This is a genomic window from Candidatus Magnetobacterium casense, from assembly GCF_000714715.1.
Classification (GTDB): domain Bacteria; phylum Nitrospirota; class Thermodesulfovibrionia; order Thermodesulfovibrionales; family Magnetobacteriaceae; genus Magnetobacterium; species Magnetobacterium casense.
In genome coordinates this window covers 1-19,130 of record NZ_JMFO01000043.1, presented here as the reverse complement: position 1 = coordinate 19,130, position 19,130 = coordinate 1, and the positions used below count along the sequence as shown (strand labels likewise).

Here is a 19,130-nt window from a genome sequence, read left to right as displayed (position 1 = left end):
GAGTTCACCCTTTGTAAATATATCCTTAAAGAACTCGTATTCATCCAAATCAATTGTTATCGGCATGTTCAGTACCTCCTGTTTTACCTTGGCGGCCAAATTTTTTAATCCGGCAAGATATAGCAATTTCCGTATATAATTCTCCCTTTTTCTGGGTTGTAACCGGTAGAGTTTAGCAAGAATCCTCTTTATCGCAACATCGGCATCGTCGAACCTGCACAGAATAGCCAATATGATATCATCAGGGTCATCACTGTCAATGAGTTGGTTGCCATCAAGAGTACGGGCGTCTATCAATTCGTAGGAATACTTTATTCGCTTAAACTCCATACTGCTTTTCATGTTTAACGGCTTATTGCCGATATACAAGACAACCTGTAACGGTAACTTCTTGTACTGGTTATATATGAACCCGGAATAGAGATACATACGCCCCAACATATCGCTGTCGTTTGACGATTGCATCTCAATGTGGGCTATATTGCCATCCGGCAGCTCAATCAAGATATCGACCTCCCTTATCTGAATATCGGGGAACTGGATATCTATGAATTTGCCCGTATCGTATCCCGTCAGCAGCTTCAGAAACCTCCGTGGCGCATCTTTAACGATATCCTTCAAGACTATATCATACTTCTGGTGCATGACTACTATAATAATACCACAGAAGTGTTCCTGTCAACAGTTAATTTTTGCACATCAGATAAAGATATCAACACAGCCTAAAAGGGGTCAGCGAGGGGTCAGCGACCCCCGGCTCAGTGGGGGGCTGGCCCCCTTGCAGGGGAGGTCTGAGGAGGGGGCGGAGAGGGTGAGGCACGATTTTCCCGCAGCGTGGGGCAAGCCGCCCATGCCGTAAACCACCCTCACTTCTTTACCTTTTTTTGGTGTTACAGCGTAGAACAAATTTACTGTGCCCGAATTACCCCCTGCATGTTGCATCGCTTATTGGTTTGTGGTATAATGTCCTAATGTATGTATTTAACAGAATAAACAGGCTGCCACCTTACGTGTTTGCCGTAGTAAACAACCTCAAGAGCGAGGCAAGAAGAAAGGGGGAAGATATAATCGACTTGGGCATGGGTAATCCTGACCTGCCCACACCACAACACATAGTAAGCAAACTACGTGAGGCAGCCGCAAACCCCAAAAACCACCGATATTCAGCATCCAGGGGTATCACTCAACTGCGCATGGCCATCTGCGAGTGGTACGACAGACGCTACAACGTCTCACTTGACCCAAACGAAAACACGGTCGTCACTATCGGCTCCAAAGAGGGTCTCAGCCACCTGATCCTGGCAATGATCGAACCGGGCGACGTCGCCCTCACCCCTACACCCGCATACCCCATACACCCATACAGCGTCATCATCGCCGGAGGACAGATCAGAAACATCCCCATCGGCGCAGGTATCAACTACTTTGACGAAATGGAAAGCGCCTACAAAAACACTTGGCCAAGACCAAAACTACTGATCATCAACTTCCCGCACAACCCCACAACGGAGGTCATCGACATCAGCTTTTTTGAAAAAATAGTTGACTTTGCAAAGGAAAACAACCTCATCGTGATCCACGACCTGGCCTACGCAGACCTCGTCTTTGACGACTATAAGGCACCGAGCTTTTTGCAGGCAAAGGGTGCTATCGACGTGGGTGTGGAGTTCTTTTCGATGACCAAGAGCTATTCCATGGCCGGATGGCGCGTTGGCTTCTGCAGCGGTAACAGGGAGATCGTCGGTGCCCTCACAAAGCTCAAGAGCTACCTCGACTACGGTATGTTTCAACCCATACAGATAGCCTCTATTGTGGCACTGCGCGAGAAACAGGATATCGTGGAAAAAATCTGCCAGACTTACGAAAAACGACGAAACGTCCTCATTGACGGCTTACACAAGGCCGGATGGCATGTCCCCCCGCCAAAGGCAACCATGTTTGCATGGGCACAGATACCGGAGCAGTTCAGACATCTGAAGTCACTCGAGTTCAGCAAGCTCCTGCTGACAGAGGCAAAAGTGGCCGTGGCACCGGGCATAGGATTTGGCGAAGGAGGCGACGACTTCGTGCGCTTTGCTCTGGTTGAAAACGAACACAGGATCAAACAAGCCACAAAGGGGATCAGGAGGTTGCTAGGAAAATGACAAACGTCGGAATAATCGGATTTGGTACGGTTGGCAGCGGTACCGCAAGAATCCTTCTTCAACAGGGCGAACTGATAAAGAAACGCACAGGCATCGATATTAAGCTAAAAAAGATAGCCGATCTTGACATCAAACGAGACAGGGGGGTCAACATCCCTCCCGGAGTCCTGACCACGGATGCCTACGAAATCATAAACGACCCGGAAATAGACGTGGTGGTTGAGCTGGTGGGTGGCTTTAAACCGGCAAAGACCTTCATCCTCGACGCCATCAAACAAGGCAAACACGTCGTAACCGCAAACAAGGCCCTCCTTGCACAGGAAGGACATGAGATATTTGCAGAGGCCCTCAAACACAACAAAACCGTTGCCTTTGAAGCCGCCGTTGCCGGAGGTATCCCCATAATCAAGGTACTCAGGGAAGGTCTTGCCGCCAACAATATCTCCGCCATCTATGGGATCATCAACGGGACATCCAACTACATCCTGACAAAGATGACCAGGGAAGGGATCAGCTTTGAGGACGCACTCAAAGAGGCTCAGGCGCTGGGCTATGCCGAGGCCAATCCCTCCTTCGACATAGAGGGTATCGATACGGCACACAAACTGACCTTGCTGTCATGTCTCGCCTACGGGATCGAGCTGTCCTACGGCAAGGTGTACAAGGAAGGTATCACGGCCATCACACCCCTCGATATACAGTTTGCAACGGAGCTGGGATACAAGATCAAGCTCCTGGCAATTGCCAAGAACATCGACGGTGAAATAGAACTCAGGGTGCATCCAACAATGATCCCCGAAGACTACCTTATCTCACAGGTAGACGACGTCCTCAACGCCGTCTACGTCATTGGCGATGCCGTGGGCGAAACCATGTACTACGGCAGAGGGGCCGGGGATATGCCAACAGGCAGTGCCGTCGTCAGCGACATCATCGATATCGCCAAGGGATATAGCCACACCCTCAGACAGGACAACTCCTCCTCCCTGAAGATTAAAGACATCCGGGACGTATACTCGATGTACTACTTCAGATTCACGGCCCTGGATAAGCCCGGCGTACTGTCAAAAATATCAGGCGTCCTTGGCGATCACGACATAAGCATCTCTGCGGTAATACAAAAAGAGAGAAGGGCAGGGGAGGCCATCCCGCTTGTTGTGCTAACCCACAAGGCACGCGAAAGAGACGTCCTTGATGCCGTTGCCAAGATAGATATATTACCCGTTGTCGCTGATATCACAAAATTTATACGAGTGGAGGGCAAGGAATAATCATGGAAGATATTATACCCAGCAAGAGAATAGATATACGGGGGCTGCATTGCCCCTATACGTTTGTGAAGTCCAAGCTGGCCATCGAAACAATGAATGTGGGAGAGGTGCTTGAGGTCGTCCTTGACTATCAGGAGGCCTCGGTGAGTATCCCCAAGTCTATGCAGGACCACGGACATAAGGTCCTGAAGGTTGACAAGGTCAATGACAAGGACTGGATACTGCTAATCAGAAAGGAAAGGGAATAGGTCAGGACACTATGGATTTCACGGAAGATCAGATTTTGCGTTATAGCCGGCATATAATTCTGCCGGAGGTTGGAGGCAAGGGGCAGGCGAAGATAGCTGCAGCAAAGGTGTTTCTGGTTGGAGCCGGCGGCCTGGGTTCTCCGGTGGGGTATTTCTTAACGGCGGCGGGCGTGGGCAGGATTGCCATAATAGACGATGACCACGTCGAGTTAAGCAACCTCCAACGTCAGATCGCACACAGTACCAAGACCCTCGGTATGTCCAAGGTGCAGTCTGCAAAGGAAACCTTCAACGCCCTCAACCCCGAAGTCGAAATCGTAGCCCTCAAGCAGCGGCTGACCCGGGATAACATCCTCGAACTCATTAAGGACTACGATATCGTCGTTGACGGTAGCGATAACTTCCCTACGCGCTACCTGGTAAACGATGCTTGCGTCATGGCGGGCAAGCCATTGGTCAGTGGTGCGGTCTTGCGTTTTGAGGGGCAGGTAACAACAATATTACCAAAACAGGGACACTGCTACAGGTGTTTGTTTGAGGAAATGCCACCACCAGGACTGGTGCCGTCGTGTCAGGAGGCGGGAGTCTTGGGCGTCTTACCCGGCATCGTCGGTGGGTTGCAGGCAATGGAGGTCCTCAAGCTGATCATCGGCAAGGGCGACGTACTCAGGGAAACCCTGCTGATAATTGACGCCCTCAAGACGACCTTCAGAAAGGTCAGGGTACCCAAAAACCCACAATGTCCAGTGTGTAGCGAAAATCCAACGATCACCGAATTACAAGACTACAACGCCGCATATTGCACCGCTTGACGATAGATACCGTATCTTTTTATATTTCATGGTAACTATACTGTTACGCATCCAGGATTCCTGGTCAAGCCAGGAATGACCCCTGTTCGAGCCAGGGGCAGGCACAATTGGAAAACGGCTGTAACTGTCATTCCTGCGAAACATGTCCCTGGCTTGAACAGGGAGCAGGAATCCATGTCTTTTAACTTGGAAATAAATTTTACCATGCTTCTTTAAGAGGATACGATGATTGTTTATTCAGCCTTATCCGTGCTTTTGGAATCTGTCGAGATAGATATATATAACCGGTGTGATGTATAACGTCAGTAATTGTGAAAACATCAGTCCTCCCACCACCGCAAGGCCCAGGGGACGGGTTGCCTCGGAACTGGCTCCCCAGGCAAACGCTATCGGCAGGGTGCCCATTAACGCCGCCATCGTAGTCATCATAATTGGACGAAAACGGATCAGACAGCCCTCAAAGATGGCGTCACTGGCATTTTTGTTTTCTTTGCGCTGTGCCTCAAGGGCAAAGTCTATCATCATGATGGCGTTTTTCTTTACGATACCAACGAGCATGATGACCCCCACAAAGGCGTAGACGTCAAGCTCCTTGTGAAACAACATCAGCGTCAACAACGCCCCAAACCCGGCAGATGGCAACCCCGACAGGATCGTCAGCGGGTGGATGAAGCTCTCATAGAGTATCCCAAGCACCAGGTAAATCACCACTATTGACATCAGCAGCAGTAGCCACAACCCCTGCGTGGATTCCTTAAATGCCTGCGCCGACCCCTGAAAACCGGTGCTAATACCAATTGGAAGCTCCTGCCGTGCCAGGTTGTTTACGATCTCAACGCCTTCGCTAAGGGCCACACCCGGCTTGAGGTTAAATGAGATGGTAACCGCCGGCAATTGCCCAAGATGGTTGACCACAAGGGGGCCAACACCGGTTGTCAACCTGGCCACGTAGCTCAGGGGCACCAGCGCCCCGCTGCCCGCACGCACGTAGAGCATGGACAGCTCCGAGGCATCCATCTGATACTCCGGTAACAGCTCCATGATGACTTTGTACTGATTGTTGGGGGCATAGATGGTCGATACCTGACGAGCACCATATGCGCTGTAGAGGGTATCCTCGATCTGCTGGGCAGTGACACCGAGGGCTGCGGCCTGATCACGGTTTATATCGACGTTTACCTGGGGGTTTTTTATGAGCAGATCGCTTGTGACGTCCTGCAACTGGGGCAAGGTGCGCATCTTGGATTCCAGGATGGCGCTGTACTTGTACAGGTCATCGGTGGAGGGGCTTTGCAAGGTGAACTGGTACTGACTCTTGGTCAACTGTCCGCCGATGCGTATCAGGGGCAGGTTCTGCATAAATATCTGTATGCCGGTGACCTTGGAGAGCTTGGGCCTCAGCTCCTGGATGATCTGGTCAGCGTTGAGGCGACGCTCGGAACGAGGCTTCAGGCGCATGAATATACGTCCGGTGTTGCCTAGGACGTTTGGACCGCCTGCTCCCACGCTTGACATAAAGGCCTCCACGTTGGGGTCTTCACTGACAATGGCCGCCAGTGCCTTCTGATGCCGCACCATCGACTCAAAGGATATCCCCTGTTGGGCCTCCGTAAAGGAAAATATCTGCCCCGTATCCACGCTGGGCAGAAAACCCATCGGTATCTTTAAAAACAGGTACACCGAGGCAAACAACACTACAGCGGAGACAAAAAGCGTGGTGCGCTTGAAATTTAGCACCCCCCTGAGTGTCACTTCATATGCCCTGAGCATGGCGGTGAAGAGCCTCTCCGTTGCGTTGTAGAGGCGGCCATGCTCCTGTGCTATTTTGTGACGCAGGAATCGGGAACACATCATGGGGGTCAGACTCAGCGACACAAAGCCCGATATCAGGATGGCCATGCTGATGGTCACCGCAAACTCGTGCAACAACCGCCCTAGTATACCGCCCATAAACAACACGGGTATGAACACGGCCACAAGCGACAGCGTCATCGACAGGATGGTAAAGCCGATCTCCCTGGAGCCTTTCAGTGCGGCCTCATAGGCGGATTCGCCATGCTCCATGTGTCGGACGATGTTTTCAAGCATAACGATGGCGTCATCAACGACAAAGCCAACCGACAGTGTCAGGGCCATCAGTGACATGATATCAACGCTGTAGCCAAGCAGAGACATGCCGGCAAACGTGCCCGTGATTGACAGCGGCAGGGCAAGGGCCGGGATGACGGTTGCCGAAAGATTGCGCAGAAATAGAAAGATTACAAGTATAACAAGGACAACGGTTAGTGCCAGCGTGTGTTTTACGTCATCGACGGAATTGCGGATCGAAACGGAGCGGTCAAACAGGACGTTAAGGTCAACGGAGGCGGGCATCTGTTGGCTGAACACCGGGAGCATCTCCCGAATGGAGTCAACGATCTCAACGGTATTGGTGCCCGGCTGACGTTGGATGGCCAGGATAATGGCACGCGTGTCCTTGTACCAACTGGCTATCTTGTTCTCCTCTACGCCATCAACGGCCCTGCCAAGTTCGCCCAAACGCACGGGGGCACCGTTTCGGTAGGTCACAATCAGGGGCAGGTAGTCCTTTGACTCCAGAAGCTGTCCGACGGTGTTGATCGTAAAGGCGCGTTCTTTACCGTACAACATTCCCGTGGGGAGGTTGACGTTACCCTTCTGGATTGCGGTTGCGACTTCGTCCAGGCCGATGCCGCGACTGACAAGGGAGTTGGGGTCAAGCTGCACCCTGACGGCATACTTTTGCGCCCCAAATATCTGCACCTGCGCCACGCCCGTCAGCATCGATATGCGCGGGGCTATCAGCGTGTCGGCGTACTCGTTGACATCTGACAGGGGGATCGTGGGGGAACTCAGGGCAAGGTAGAGGACGGGTTGGTCTGCCGGATTGACCTTCTGATAGGTTGGTGGTGTGGGCATGTTGGCAGGCAGGAGCGTGGTTGCCTTGGTTATCATTGCTTGGACGTCCTGAGCGGCGGCGTCTATGTCCCGGTTGAGTTTAAACTGGATGGTGATGCGAGTAAGCCCCTGGGCATTGGTAGAGGTCATGGAGTCCACACCGGCAATCGTCGAAAACTGTCGCTCCAGTGGTGTGGCAACGTTACTGGCCATAATCTCAGGGCTGGCGCCAGGCAGACTTGCCGAAACAAGGATCGTCGGAAAGTCCACGTTGGGCAAATCGCTTACGGGCAGGAACCGGTAGCTTACAACGCCAAAGAGCATGATGGCCAGCATCACCAGGGTTGTCATGACCTTGCGGTGTATGAATATTTCGGAGACGTTCATCTGTAGTGGGTCATTGGCGGTGTTAGTTCTTGCCCCCGGCTTTAGTGTCCTTTGAGGGGTCCTTGATGGCGACCTTGCTGCCCGTGACAAGGCGCAGTTGACCGTCGGTTACGACGTTGTCCCCCGGATGCAGGCCGGAGTCAACGACCGTCTGACCATCAAGCGTCAGGGAAGTCGTCACGGGCGTATAGGCAGCCGTCTGGTTGTCTGATACCACAAAGACGTACTGTCCCTTCTGCCCTATGAGTACGGCCTCGGATGGTACGACAATAGCGTGCGGCCTTGTGGTGAGGTACAGGACGACGTTTACAAACTGCCCCGGCCACAGGCGCCTGTCCGCATTGCCAAACTCACCCTTGAGGTGTATCGTGCCCGTGGTCTTATCGACGGTGTTGTCTACGAAGGTCAGCACACCTTTTATAGGGGCATTTTGCGCCGTGGCCTCCGGGGTTGCCGTGGCCTCCGGAGCCTGCGGGATAACGGCCTCAACGACGAGCTTCTGCCCACGTCTCAACGTGTTTATCCGGTTCAGGTATGTGGCGGGTACGGCAAAATCCACGTATATAGGCTCTATCTGGTTGATGACCACCAGCGCCTTGTTGTCATCGGTGGCCTTTATGATGTTGCCTTCGTGCAGGAGTATGCTGCCCAGACGCCCTGAGATTGGCGCCAGGATGCTGCAGTAATCCAACTGTAGTTTTGCATTTTCAATGGCGGCCCTGTCGGCGTCCACCAGAGCCTTGAGCGCCCCGGCATTGGTGCGCATCTGCTCGTACTGGGAGGCCGAAATGTATTCATTCTTCAGGAGTTGTTCGTACCTGGCGGCTTCTTTTTGGGCGTTTTCAAGCTGTATCGTATCCCGTACCAGGTTGGCCTGTGCCTGTCTCAGAGTCGCTTCAAACGGTCTGGGGTCGATGGTGAAGAGTATATCCCCCTTGCGGACATCCTGTCCCTCCTTGAAATGTACGATTTGGAGCTGTCCGCCTACCACGGATTTTACTGCGACGGTTGCATAGGCCTCCACCTCTCCCACGGCCCGAAGCAACACGGGAACGTCCTTTTCAACCGCCCTGGCCGTCATCACGGAGACCACTGGCGGAGTTGGGGGCTTCTTCTGTTTGTCTTTTGCAACAGTGCATGAGGCCAGCAACAAAAGCAATAGCACTACCAAACCCTGCAGGGGGTTCATCGTGTATCTCACGTGGCCTTTCCCAGGCTTGCCCGGACTATCTTGCAGTACATCAGGGCAGCGGAGACCAACATATGCCTTTTGTGCATTCCGTTTATACTCTAACTGCTATCATTAAAAAAAATCAAGCAGGCAAACTCTGACGCTTTTTTAGAACCTTGACATCCATTGAGAATAAATGGTATTTTATATTTATTATGAAAAAAGACTATAAAGATACACTAAATCTCCCGCAAACGGAGTTTCCCATGAAGGCAAACCTCGTAAAGAGAGAGCCTCAAACCCTTTACTTCTGGAAGGACAAGGCCGTTTACCAACAGATGCTGCAAAAGAACAAGGACAACACAAGCTACATCCTTCACGACGGCCCCCCCTATGCAAACGGGCACATACACATCGGACATGCCCTCAACAAGATACTCAAGGACATGATCGTCAAGTACAACTCCATGAGGGGGCGCTATGCACCATACGTCCCTGGATGGGATTGCCACGGCCTGCCCATCGAGCATCAGGTGGACAAGGAGCTTGGCAGCAAAAAGGCCGAACTGTCGGTCAACGAAAGACGTATGCGTTGCCGTAAGTACGCAGAGAAGTTCATCGATATCCAGAGGGAAGAGTTTATACGCCTGGGGGTCTTCGGCAAGTGGGACACCCCATACGTAACAATGGACTACGATTATCAGGCGACCATTGTCAGGGAGTTTCACAAGTTCCTGAGTAAGGGCTACGTCTACAAAGGCAGAAAGCCGGTGCACTGGTGTTCCTCCTGCATGACGGCCCTGGCGGAGGCCGAGGTCGAGTACAACGACAAACGCTCACCTTCCGTCTATGTCCGGTTCAAGGTTGTGGCGGCAGACCTCTCGCGGATAACCACCGATGATAACATAAAAGAAATCTACATCGTCATCTGGACGACCACACCCTGGACGTTACCGGCCAACATGGCCCTGGCAGTGCATCCGGACATCGACTATGCCGTGATTGTCAATGACGACGCAAGTGCATACATAGTGGCAAGTGACCTCGTTGAGAGGTTGAAGGATACAATAGGCATTGGTGCAAAAATAACCGCCACCCTCAAGGGCAGTGCCCTGGCAGGAATAACCACAGCACATCCCTTTGTTGACAGGACATCGACGGTGGTAACGGCACCGTTTGTCAGCGCAGAGGATGGCACGGGTATCGTGCATATAGCTCCTGGACATGGCGAGGATGACTATGAGGTTGGCATAAGGCATGGCCTTGATATCTATGCCCCGGTTGACAATGCCGGTAAATTTACCGCCGAAGGGGGCTTCCTGCAAGGTAAGTTTGTGCTGTCGGCAAACGAGGAAATCATTGAACTCTTAAGCAAGGGCCATGACCTCCTGCACAGAGAGGAGATCACGCACTCATACCCGCACTGCTGGCGTTGTAAGAGGCCGGTCATCTTCCGTGCAACCGACCAGTGGTTTATCTCCATGCAGAGGGGTGACTTAAAGACCCGTTGCCTCGATGAGATAGGGCGCGTCAATTGGATTCCCGCATGGGGCATAGACAGGATCAACGCGATGGTTAAAAGCAGACCGGACTGGTGTATATCCAGACAGCGCTCCTGGGGCGTACCCATAGCGGTGCTCAACTGCAAGGACTGTGGCGAGGTCGTCACAGACCAGGGCGTCCTTCAACAGATAACCGATAAGGTACAGGCACAGGGGGCCGATGTATGGTTTGAACTCTCCGCTGATGCGTTTTTGCCACATGGCTATGTATGCGGCAAATGTGGCGGTAAGGAGTTTGACAAGGAAAGCGATATCCTCGATGTTTGGTTTGACTCCGGGGTGAGTCACCAGGGGGTACTTGAGCGATTTGAGGGGCTGTCCTGGCCGGCTGACATGTACCTTGAGGGCAGCGATCAGCACAGGGGATGGTTCCAAAGCTCGCTGATTACCTCTACCGGCGTAAGGGATAGGGCACCGTTCAGGACCGTTCTTACGCACGGCTTTGTCGTTGACGGCAAGGGCAAGAAGATGTCAAAGTCGCAGGGAAACGTCATCACTCCCATAGATATAATCAACCAAAACGGCGCCGATATCCTGAGACTCTGGGTCGCCGCCGAGGATTACAGAAACGACGTCAGGATATCAAAAGAGATACTGGACAGACTTACGGAGGCATACAGAAAGATCAGAAATACATGCAGGTTTCTCATCGGCAACATCAATGACCTCGATAACGGCGACTACAGCGCCCACCTCAACGAACTCGACAGATGGGCCATGCACAGACTCCAGGTGCTCATCATGCAGGTGACAAAGGCCTACGACAATTACAGCTTCCATGAGGCCTTCCACTGCATACACAGCTTCTGCATCATAGATATGAGTTCCTTCTACCTCGACATAATAAAAGACAGGGTCTACACCTTTGCCGCCACCAGCCCCCAGAGGCGTGCGGCTCAGTGGACAATGAAAAAGACCCTGACAACGTTGACCACCTTGATGGCACCGATCCTGTCCTTTACGGCCGAAGAGGTCTGGCAGCACTTTAAGGACAAAGAACATGACAGTATATTTCTGGCGGATTTTCCCACCCCCGACCAGGGTTTCATAGACGACACACTTGATCAGAGGTGGCAGGCCCTGGTAAAGGTTAGAGACGTCGTAAACAAGGCGCTCGAAATAAAAAGACAGGAAAGGGTCATTGGCAACTCCCTTGAGGCAAGGGTCTGCCTCTTTTGCGAGGAGCCATACATGGCGCTGATGAGCGATTACAAGGACTTCCTGCCAACCCTGTTTATCGTCTCACAGGCAGAGCTGCTAACATATAGCCAAATCCCCGATGAAAGGATGCAACAGATGCACAAGGTTGATAACCTGGCAGTAGACGTTGTAAAGGCGGAGGGGCAGAAGTGTCAGAGGTGCTGGAACGTCAGTGCCTCCGTTGGCAGCTTTAGCGATGAGCCTGACCTGTGCAGCAGGTGCTACGATGTCCTCCGCGTCGGACAATGAGCATCGGTTTGATAGAAAAAATAGCAAATGGCAGAGGATGCCCCGGAAAAGGGAGGTTTTATGCCATTGCAACGGTAATCTATCTGCTCGACCAAGGTACCAAGTTCTTGATCGTGCAGACGCTGCCCCTGTATGATTCAAGGGCGGTGCTACCGTTTTTTAATATCGTCTATGTAAGAAACATAGGTTCGGCCTTTGGGTTGTTTAAGGGACTTGGTAACGGCACCTTTATAGTGCTCTCCGTAGTTGCCCTGGTGCTGATTGCCGCACTGATCATGATAAGTGAGAAGGACCTCTATGCGTTTTCTCTGTTACTGGGCGGAGCAGCGGGCAACGCAACTGATCGGGTTGCAAGGGCATACGTGGTTGATTTTCTCGACCTTTATGTTGGCAGATATCATTGGCCTGCCTTTAACGTGGCAGATTCAGCCCTTACCGTGGGAATCACGATACTGATTATCAGTCAGTTCAGGGCAAAAACATAGCATGACATTATAATGCTTAGTCTCTAAGAAAAAAAAACAGGAGTAATTTATATGGAAAAAATTGATCTGAAAAAAACTCTCAAACACCTGTATCATCCATCAGCAAAGGTGGCAGAGACTGTAGACATACCACAGATGAACTTCTTAATGATAGATGGCGCAGGTGACCCGAACACAACAGAGGCATTTAGGAATTCCGCTGAGAGTTTGTTTTCGCTTTCATACACACTCAAGTTCATGGCCAAAAAACTCCCGGCAGCCAAGGACTACACCGTTATGCCCCTGGAAGGACTTTGGTGGACGCAGGGAGAGCAGTTTGACGTCCAGAACAAGGACGCTTGGCAGTGGACGTTGATGATCATGCAGCCCGAGTACGTTACAAAGGCATTGTTTGAGGATGCCCTTGAACAGGCAAAAAAGAAGAAAACCCTTTCACGACTTAACAATGTAAGATTTGAGATTTTTCAGGAAGGATTCTGCGCACAGATCATGCACAAAGGGCCGTTCTCTACCGTAAACCAGACCATTGAAATCCTGCACGGCTTCATCAGGGAGCAGGGCTATATAATCGCCGGCAAGCACCACGAAATATACCTCAACGACCCCCACAAGACACTGCCGGAGAACATGAAAACCATATTACGGCAATCTGTCAAACCGGTATAATTCAAGCCAGTATAAAGGATAAAAACAACCAGAATGCCATGCTAAGACCTCTTTTGTGCGATGACCACAAGTGATTCTCCGCTGTCATGCGGCAGGAACAACTGCCCCGTGAGCACCTGTAATGCCGGCAGCGGGTAAAATATCAGTTTCTGTATCCAGACGGGCATGTCCTTGATATAGGGCACATCCCAGAGGCCATCCGTACCTGTCTTAAGAATCCGCAGGCCGGCCTTCCTGGTCAACTCAATCCACGTTTTTGACGGCAACAGCGACACATGAGAGGGGTCCCCGTAGCCTGTCCACGTCCCCTTCCTCAACCAGTGCCCCAGGCCGGAGGGGTTGGGCACCACAAAAAATACTACCCCGCCCTCCCTCAGCAGCGACGCAAACATGGCCAACACCTCAAAGGGTTCAGCAATATGTTCCAATACGTGTATAGCCGTGATGAGATCAAAGAACCCCTCCTGTAATGCCGCAGGTTCCGTGCATATGTGGATGCCTCCATTGAGGTTTCGTACCGCCTCCAGGGCGTATGGGGAGACGTCATAGGCATGAGACTCATACCCCCGTGTAAATTGCTTTATGAAGTGTCCCGTGCCACAGCCGTAATCCAGGACTCGGCCACTGTTTACGTATGACTTGACAATGCGTGCGTAAAAGCGTAACGCTATGCGACTGTCATCCTGCTCCCTGGCCGCATAGTATGCCTTGTCGTAGTCCTGATTGAGTCGTCCGTGCATCAGAGGACGATTTCTGTCCCCACGCCCTTTTGAGTGAATATCTCCAGCAACAAACAGTGTGGATTGCGACCATCGATTATGTGTGTCTTTGTCACCTTGCTGTTGAGTCCCTGAAGACATGCCTGCACCTTTGGCAGCATCCCACCTTTGATTGTACCCTCTGCGGCAAGCCCCTGGAAGTCATCGGCCCTGAGCGTGGATATGGTGGCACCATCCTTGTCGATGATCCCCGGTACATCGGTTAAGAGGATGAGTTTCTCTGCTTCCAGCGTCGAGGCAATGGCTGCGGCCACCAGGTCGGCGTTTATGTTGAGGGCCTCCGTGTCAGAGCCGGAGCCAATGGGCGCCACTACCGGGATGAAACCGCCCGATATCAGCGCCGTCAGGATCGACACATCTACGGCCTCCACCTCACCGACCAATCCCAGGTCAGCTCCACCCGTCTTTTTCCGTGCCTTTATAAATGAGGCATCTCTGCCGGTCAAGCCCACGGCCTTGCCACCGTGACGGTTGATCAGCGACACAATCTCCTTGTTTATAGACCCGCCCAGCACCATCTCCACTATCTGCATCGTCTCTCTGTCCGTGACCCTGTGGCCATCGACAAAGACAGGTTGTTTGCCAAACCGCTGCATCATGGTCGTTATCTGCGGTCCGCCTCCGTGGACGATCACGGTATTTATCCCCACGTAGTTAAACAAAACAATGTCACCGGCAAACAGCTCCTTGAGGTCATCCCTGCTCTGGGCAGAGCCTCCGTACTTGATAACAAACGTCTTTTTGTAGAAATTTCTTATATATGGCAGCGCCTCTATGAGTATCTCTGCCTTAGCTACCAAGTCTTCCAAAATGCTATTCCTTTCTTATTTTGGCAGTCCTGCGCAAGCGGTGATGGCCGTAAGCGTAACACTCTCATCTGCTCCTGTTCTATGTCTTCAGATACTCGGTGTACTTTGCGGCCTTGCCCCTTACGACGTCTGCCGGGTATTTGTCTCTGTTGTGCCGGAGTTTTTCCATGGCTGCTTCCAGCGGGTCGATGTCAAACTGATCGGCCAGGTTCGTCAGATAGATAAAAACATCCCCTATTTCTTCCCTGAGATGCCTTAACTTATCTGCATCCAGGGTTGTGCTCTCTTGTTGCGTCAACCACTGGAATATCTCCACCACCTCGGCAACCTCTACGCTCAGGGCCATTGCCAGGTTCTTGGGGGTGTGAAACTTCTCCCAATCCCTTTGTCTGGCAAACTCCCTCAGCTCTTTCCTCAAATCCTCAATTGTCACCTGTAATCAGCACCTCGCCACATTATTAAATATACACGTTGCTTGACCAACGTACCCAAACTAGGGTAAAGTAAATGCACAGGATTGTCAAGATAAAAAAGTTAAAGAAAAATAAGGGTCTGTCATGGTATCCTCTTTATATTTCATGGTAATTATAACTTTAAGGCAAGAAAGAAAGGGGCGGTTTGTGGCCGGGGCGGGTGCGAAGAAGTCCCCTTGACCCCATTTTACCATCCTTATTTTAATCTGAGATGCTGGCAGGACTGACGGGCAATTTTGGTACGGGCAAGAGTACGGTCCTGGGATTGTTCAGTGCGCTGGGGGCCGTGACTGTCAGTGCTGATGAGATAGTCCACAGGCTCTTGGGGCTTGATGCCATTAAGGGTGAACTTGTGGCTGTTGCCGGTGACATACTGACTCAGGACGGTGAAATAGACAAACGGAAGATGGCCGGGGTTGTGTTCTCAGACGCTGCGATCAGGGCCAGGGTTGAGGCAATTATACATCCACACGTGATGAGGGAAATTAAGGAACTGCATGAGCGTAATGCCGGAGCCATAGTGGTGGCGGAGATTCCACTGCTCTTTGAGGGCGGTTTTGAAAGAGACGTCGATGTTACGATCACGGTTGTCAGCACGTCAGAGGCGATAAACCAGAGGCTCATCCGGAAAGGCTATTCGCACCAGGAGGCAGAGCGTCGCCTGGCAGCCCAGATGTCTGATAGCAAAAAGGTACAGATGTCAACCTACGTCATTGATAACTCTTCGACCCTGGATGTCCTGCAAAGACAGGTTGAGGCCGTCTCTGAGAGTCTGACGGCGTCTGAATCGCCGGCTGAAGTCCGGTAAATGTCAATGCACTCAACCACAATGCCCTTGTTTTATCCCCGTGGTTTGGCAAGTATCTCAAGTACCTTCAGGTCAAGAAACCGCTTGGAGGTTGCAGCACGTATAACCATTACGGTATCGGCCCCTCTGCCTGTACCGGCAACACCAACAACCTCACTGCCCTCCGGTACAAGTCCGGCATCGGAAGCCATCATGACCATCTCACAGCAGACCTTTGGTCCCTCTCCAAACCTCCGCAGTGCCTGTGCCACTATCATCGACGGATACATCCCACCGCTCTTGACAGATAACGCCGTATCCAGCGAATGTGTCACCATCGTTCCCGTGTAGAGTGTCGCACCGTTTTGTCGGATTTTGTCAATGCTCTCTGCCGATATCTCTATCGTATTGGCCTCCCGAAACCCGTATGAATGTGTCACCACAACGACCCGTGTCTCCGTCCCCTTAAAGGCCTCCGAAAAAGCGACTCCGGTCTCACCCGTTGTACTTGCCACTATCAGGTGCTTATAGCCATACTGTTCTATGGCCTTCCTGGTGAGCTGCAGGCATGAGACCGTGTTGGCCTTACCGGCTGTTTCAAAATACACTATTAGTTTTTCCATAATATCACTGATCTCCCTAAGTCTGGCTACTTGTTTTTTGTTTGTTACCCTTTACGTTGAACCTGTTCATGCAAGCATCTATGCCTTCCACGATGATACACACAATGGCATCAGCTGCACGCTGTATGGCCTCTTCTACCACGGTTGCCTCGGTCCTGCCAAAGCCGCTGAGGACGTACTCCTCAACCGCTACGGAGTGGTTCCTGCCAACGCCCAGCTTGACCCGCATAAAATCCCTCTGCCCGGTACAGTCTATGATGGACTGTATTCCCTTATGTCCACCGGAGGAGCCGCCACGTCTGAGCTTCAACCGACCGGTGTCCATGTCTATGTCGTCGTGGACGACCACGGTGGTATCATGGTGATACTTCATTACGTCTCTGAGGGCATTTCCGCTGAGGTTCATGTATGTGAGTGGTTTTATGAGCATTGCCTCACGGCCCTCAATGACCCCGGTGCCACTGTCGGCAACACCCTTGGTCTTTAACTTTATAGCATAGCGACTGGCCAGCTCCTCTATTGCCATAAAGCCAATGTTGTGACGCGTGTGTCTGTATCTGGCGCCCGGGTTGCCAAGTCCTGCTATCACCCACACAATGCCTCACCCCAGGGTTGAATCACTTGCAATGGCAATTCGCACATCAGAGTCGGTGGGTTTACTTTGTTTTGTCCTCGACCTTTCCTTTCTTTATAACTTCCGGCTCTTTGGATGCCTCGGCGCCTTCTCCGGCAGCCTGTTCTGAGGCGAGCTGTGCCGTGGACAAGACGGTGGCAAGCAACTCCCCGGTATCCGTTAGGACCTTTATGCTGGTGTCTACGTTTAGGTCGCTGACGTGCAGCGAGTGACCGATCTCAATGCCCGTGACGTCCAGTTCGACATGCGCAGGGATCGCATCGGGCAGACACTCTATCTCTATCTCACGCAGACCGGCCTGGAGTATGCCGCCATCACGCTTGACTCCCACGGCCGTACCCACCAGCAGCACTGCTACGCTTAACCTAACCGTCTCCTGCAGGGAGACCTCGTAGAAGTCCGTGTGCAACAGCTCGCCCTTTATGTGGTCAACCTGGTGGTCTTTCATCAGGGCCAGCTTGGTGGTGCCGTCGCTGAAGTTGAGGTTCACCAGCAGTTGCTGACCATAGCTGGCATTGACAAAGCCGACAAGCTCCTTTCTGTTTATCTGTATAGGCACAGACTGTCCGTGTCTGTAGATCACGCATGGGATAACCTCCTTGCGTCTCAACGAACGTGCCACTCCCTTGCCGGTTTCCGCTCTGACCTCGGCAGTCAGATTCATTCTTTCCATAGGTTTATCTTCTCCCGTTTTCCGTTAAAAATTTTCCGTGTTTAACTTAAAGTAACTTATGTTACGCAAAAGCATAGCATAAGCATAGTAAAACATCTGTACAGGTATTATAGCATACTATGCATAACATAAAGGGAGTATTTTTTATGGACATTAAAATCTCATGTTACGCAAAAGCATAGCGTAAGTATGGTAAAATATCACGGTAAATCTGTTATTAGGTCATGCCTTTAAAATCTTAACATGTGGTCTGGCATTTCTGTAACCAGCTCAAATGATTACACTTCAGAATTCGACCTATTGACACCAGGTGATACTCTGTGATACAGTAAAGGGGTAGGCAGATAGCCGACGTGTAGTGAAGCCGAAGTGGTGGAATTGGTAGACACGCAAGGTTCAGGGTCTTGTGGGGGTTACCTCGTGGGGGTTCGAGTCCCCCCTTCGGCATTTTATAAACCGTTGATTTGATTGGGTCTTGCTCAAGCATCTACCGTGAAATCTCGTTCCGGCCCCGTTCCAGACTGCTTCCAGCCCACCTAATTAATCCCCATCCGTAGCCGAGGTTTTTCCACCCTCAATCGGTACGATTTTCCCACGCTTGTTGACCACATCCCGTAACTTACCGGAGGTGGCGTGATAGTACTTCTGGGTGGTTCGGATATCGGTGTGACGGGCGAGTTCTTTTGCTACAAATGGGTTTGCATTATCCTCGACTAGTTGCGTGATAAAGGAATGTCTCGAAGCCTCATAGAAAGAGACATCAAGCCCCGAATGCTCATGCCAATTACGCCACAAGTTGTCTGCGGTGTAAAAAGTCTTGGTCCTCTTGTTTATGAATAGGAAGGCATCGGGGGTTTTATCCTTTACATTCGAGCCTTTTGCAAAACTCCTAAACTAAACCTTTTTTAGTTCTCTTTGTGCTATAATATAACACCTAAATATAATAGCCTAAAAGGAGAACAAATGTTATTAGAGAGTATATCATGGTTAGCAGGAAATATACAACGGGTACTGTTCCCAGAGTTGGAAGAAATACTTACCGATCCAATAACCAAGAAACAAAAGCAGTTAGTTACAATCCTGGAGATAGTTCAGATAGAAAGACATATGTGGTGGGTAGACAGTCAATGCATAGGTCGTAAACTCAAGGAGAGGTATGCAATTGGCAGAGCGTTTGTAGCCAAAGTTGTCTATAATTACCCTACGACAAGTCTTTTGATAGAATCTCTAAAAACGATGCC

General features: G+C 51.3%; 17 protein-coding genes, 1 tRNA gene and 2 pseudogenes. 10 read left to right on the top strand and 10 right to left on the bottom strand.

The window, feature by feature from the left end; genetic code table 11:
* The coding region (locus Mcas_RS15005; RefSeq protein WP_040336363.1) for an RpnC/YadD family protein at positions 1–645 on the bottom strand (645 nt) is incomplete at its 3' end.
* A gap of 326 nt (positions 646–971) precedes the next feature.
* Here Mcas_RS15005 and Mcas_RS15000 point away from each other — a divergent pair.
* From Mcas_RS15000 to moeB, 4 genes are read left to right on the top strand one after another with little or no spacing between them, the layout of a single operon-like run.
* A complete protein-coding gene (locus Mcas_RS15000) occupies positions 972–2,144 on the top strand; it encodes an aminotransferase class I/II-fold pyridoxal phosphate-dependent enzyme (RefSeq protein ID WP_040336362.1) in 1,173 nt (390 codons plus the stop codon).
* Positions 2,141–3,415: a homoserine dehydrogenase gene (locus Mcas_RS14995; RefSeq protein WP_040336361.1), complete on the top strand. Its 1,275-nt coding sequence runs from the start codon at positions 2,141–2,143 to the stop codon at positions 3,413–3,415. Before Mcas_RS15000 ends, Mcas_RS14995 begins: the two co-directional genes overlap by 4 nt.
* Before the next feature lie 2 nt (positions 3,416–3,417).
* Positions 3,418–3,663 carry a sulfurtransferase TusA family protein gene (locus Mcas_RS14990; protein WP_040336360.1) on the top strand — a complete coding sequence of 82 codons (246 nt, stop codon included), beginning with the start codon at positions 3,418–3,420 and terminating at the stop codon, positions 3,661–3,663.
* A gap of 11 nt (positions 3,664–3,674) precedes the next feature.
* The gene (moeB, locus tag Mcas_RS14985; RefSeq protein WP_040336359.1) at positions 3,675–4,475 is read left to right on the top strand and encodes a molybdopterin-synthase adenylyltransferase MoeB; all 801 of its coding nucleotides are present in this window, start codon (positions 3,675–3,677) and stop codon (positions 4,473–4,475) included.
* A 243-nt stretch (positions 4,476–4,718) separates the two neighbouring features.
* Here the strand turns inward: moeB and Mcas_RS14980 are convergent, their stop codons facing one another.
* Together Mcas_RS14980 and Mcas_RS14975 are read right to left on the bottom strand one after the other, a co-directional pair.
* Complete coding sequence (locus tag Mcas_RS14980; protein WP_052567548.1) at positions 4,719–7,778, bottom strand: efflux RND transporter permease subunit; 3,060 nt, start codon at positions 7,776–7,778, stop codon at positions 4,719–4,721.
* A 22-nt stretch (positions 7,779–7,800) separates the two neighbouring features.
* Positions 7,801–8,967: an efflux RND transporter periplasmic adaptor subunit gene (locus Mcas_RS14975; RefSeq protein WP_040336358.1), complete on the bottom strand. Its 1,167-nt coding sequence runs from the start codon at positions 8,965–8,967 to the stop codon at positions 7,801–7,803.
* A gap of 197 nt (positions 8,968–9,164) precedes the next feature.
* Here Mcas_RS14975 and ileS point away from each other — a divergent pair, with 197 nt between their 5' ends.
* From ileS to Mcas_RS14960, 3 genes are read left to right on the top strand one after another with little or no spacing between them, the layout of a single operon-like run.
* Complete coding sequence (gene ileS, locus Mcas_RS14970; protein WP_040336369.1) at positions 9,165–11,960, top strand: isoleucine--tRNA ligase; 2,796 nt, start codon at positions 9,165–9,167, stop codon at positions 11,958–11,960.
* A gap of 8 nt (positions 11,961–11,968) precedes the next feature.
* Positions 11,969–12,445: a signal peptidase II gene (gene lspA / locus Mcas_RS14965; protein ID WP_200873724.1), complete on the top strand. Its 477-nt coding sequence runs from the start codon at positions 11,969–11,971 to the stop codon at positions 12,443–12,445.
* A 51-nt stretch (positions 12,446–12,496) separates the two neighbouring features.
* Positions 12,497–13,111, top strand: coding sequence for a GyrI-like domain-containing protein (locus tag Mcas_RS14960; RefSeq protein ID WP_040336357.1), 615 nt, complete (start codon positions 12,497–12,499; stop codon positions 13,109–13,111).
* 41 nt (positions 13,112–13,152) lie between these two features.
* On the opposite strand, the gene Mcas_RS14955 is transcribed toward Mcas_RS14960, so the two are convergent.
* The 3 genes from Mcas_RS14955 to Mcas_RS14945 form a co-directional block, all read right to left on the bottom strand.
* Positions 13,153–13,851, bottom strand: coding sequence for a class I SAM-dependent methyltransferase (locus Mcas_RS14955; RefSeq protein WP_040336356.1), 699 nt, complete (start codon positions 13,849–13,851; stop codon positions 13,153–13,155).
* On the bottom strand, positions 13,851–14,702 hold the full coding sequence (gene argB / locus Mcas_RS14950) for an acetylglutamate kinase (RefSeq protein WP_040336355.1): 852 nt from the start codon (positions 14,700–14,702) through the stop codon (positions 13,851–13,853). The genes Mcas_RS14955 and argB overlap by 1 nt, the downstream gene beginning before the upstream one ends.
* 76 nt (positions 14,703–14,778) lie before the next feature.
* A complete protein-coding gene (locus Mcas_RS14945) occupies positions 14,779–15,132 on the bottom strand; it encodes a nucleotide pyrophosphohydrolase (protein ID WP_200873722.1) in 354 nt (117 codons plus the stop codon).
* A 251-nt stretch (positions 15,133–15,383) separates the two neighbouring features.
* Between Mcas_RS14945 and coaE the strand changes: the two genes are divergently transcribed.
* On the top strand, positions 15,384–15,980 hold the full coding sequence (gene coaE, locus Mcas_RS14940; RefSeq protein ID WP_052567546.1) for a dephospho-CoA kinase: 597 nt from the start codon (positions 15,384–15,386) through the stop codon (positions 15,978–15,980).
* Between the two features lie 32 nt (positions 15,981–16,012).
* On the opposite strand, the gene Mcas_RS14935 is transcribed toward coaE, so the two are convergent.
* From Mcas_RS14935 to Mcas_RS14925, 3 genes are all read right to left on the bottom strand, one after another.
* Positions 16,013–16,582, bottom strand: coding sequence for a pyruvate kinase alpha/beta domain-containing protein (locus Mcas_RS14935; protein ID WP_052567545.1), 570 nt, complete (start codon positions 16,580–16,582; stop codon positions 16,013–16,015).
* 16 nt (positions 16,583–16,598) lie between these two features.
* Positions 16,599–17,177, bottom strand: a complete 579-nt coding sequence (pth, locus tag Mcas_RS14930; RefSeq protein ID WP_040336354.1) for an aminoacyl-tRNA hydrolase — start codon at positions 17,175–17,177, stop codon at positions 16,599–16,601.
* 61 nt (positions 17,178–17,238) lie between these two features.
* Positions 17,239–17,889 (bottom strand): 50S ribosomal protein L25, encoded by a 651-nt coding sequence (locus Mcas_RS14925; RefSeq protein WP_052567544.1) that lies wholly within the window; start codon positions 17,887–17,889, stop codon positions 17,239–17,241.
* 363 nt (positions 17,890–18,252) lie between these two features.
* Here Mcas_RS14925 and Mcas_RS14920 point away from each other — a divergent pair.
* Positions 18,253–18,336: transfer RNA gene (locus Mcas_RS14920), tRNA-Leu, on the top strand.
* Between the two features lie 93 nt (positions 18,337–18,429).
* Here Mcas_RS14920 and Mcas_RS14915 read toward each other — a convergent pair.
* Positions 18,430–18,744: pseudogene (locus Mcas_RS14915) on the bottom strand (tyrosine-type recombinase/integrase); the annotation flags it as partial.
* 108 nt (positions 18,745–18,852) lie between these two features.
* On the opposite strand from Mcas_RS14915, the pseudogene Mcas_RS14910 reads away from it, so the two are divergent.
* Positions 18,853–19,130: pseudogene (locus tag Mcas_RS14910) on the top strand (IS5/IS1182 family transposase); the annotation flags it as partial.

Excerpts from the sequence above, each read along its gene's own strand:
- Mcas_RS14975 (WP_040336358.1), bottom strand. The coding sequence starts at position 8,967 with ATGAACCCCCTGCAGGGTTTGGTAGTGCTATTGCTTTTGTTGCTGGCC.
- Mcas_RS14935 (WP_052567545.1), bottom strand. The coding sequence starts at position 16,582 with ATGGAAAAACTAATAGTGTATTTTGAAACAGCCGGTAAGGCCAACACG.
- Mcas_RS14925 (WP_052567544.1), bottom strand. The coding sequence starts at position 17,889 with ATGGAAAGAATGAATCTGACTGCCGAGGTCAGAGCGGAAACCGGCAAG.
- moeB (WP_040336359.1), top strand. The coding sequence starts at position 3,675 with ATGGATTTCACGGAAGATCAGATTTTGCGTTATAGCCGGCATATAATT.
- Mcas_RS14955 (WP_040336356.1), bottom strand. The coding sequence starts at position 13,851 with ATGCACGGACGACTCAATCAGGACTACGACAAGGCATACTATGCGGCC.
- Mcas_RS14990 (WP_040336360.1), top strand. The coding sequence starts at position 3,418 with ATGGAAGATATTATACCCAGCAAGAGAATAGATATACGGGGGCTGCAT.
- Mcas_RS14960 (WP_040336357.1), top strand. The coding sequence starts at position 12,497 with ATGGAAAAAATTGATCTGAAAAAAACTCTCAAACACCTGTATCATCCA.
- coaE (WP_052567546.1), top strand. The coding sequence starts at position 15,384 with ATGCTGGCAGGACTGACGGGCAATTTTGGTACGGGCAAGAGTACGGTC.
- Mcas_RS15000 (WP_040336362.1), top strand. The coding sequence starts at position 972 with ATGTATGTATTTAACAGAATAAACAGGCTGCCACCTTACGTGTTTGCC.
- Mcas_RS14995 (WP_040336361.1), top strand. The coding sequence starts at position 2,141 with ATGACAAACGTCGGAATAATCGGATTTGGTACGGTTGGCAGCGGTACC.
- Mcas_RS14980 (WP_052567548.1), bottom strand. The coding sequence starts at position 7,778 with ATGAACGTCTCCGAAATATTCATACACCGCAAGGTCATGACAACCCTG.
- ileS (WP_040336369.1), top strand. The coding sequence starts at position 9,165 with ATGAAAAAAGACTATAAAGATACACTAAATCTCCCGCAAACGGAGTTT.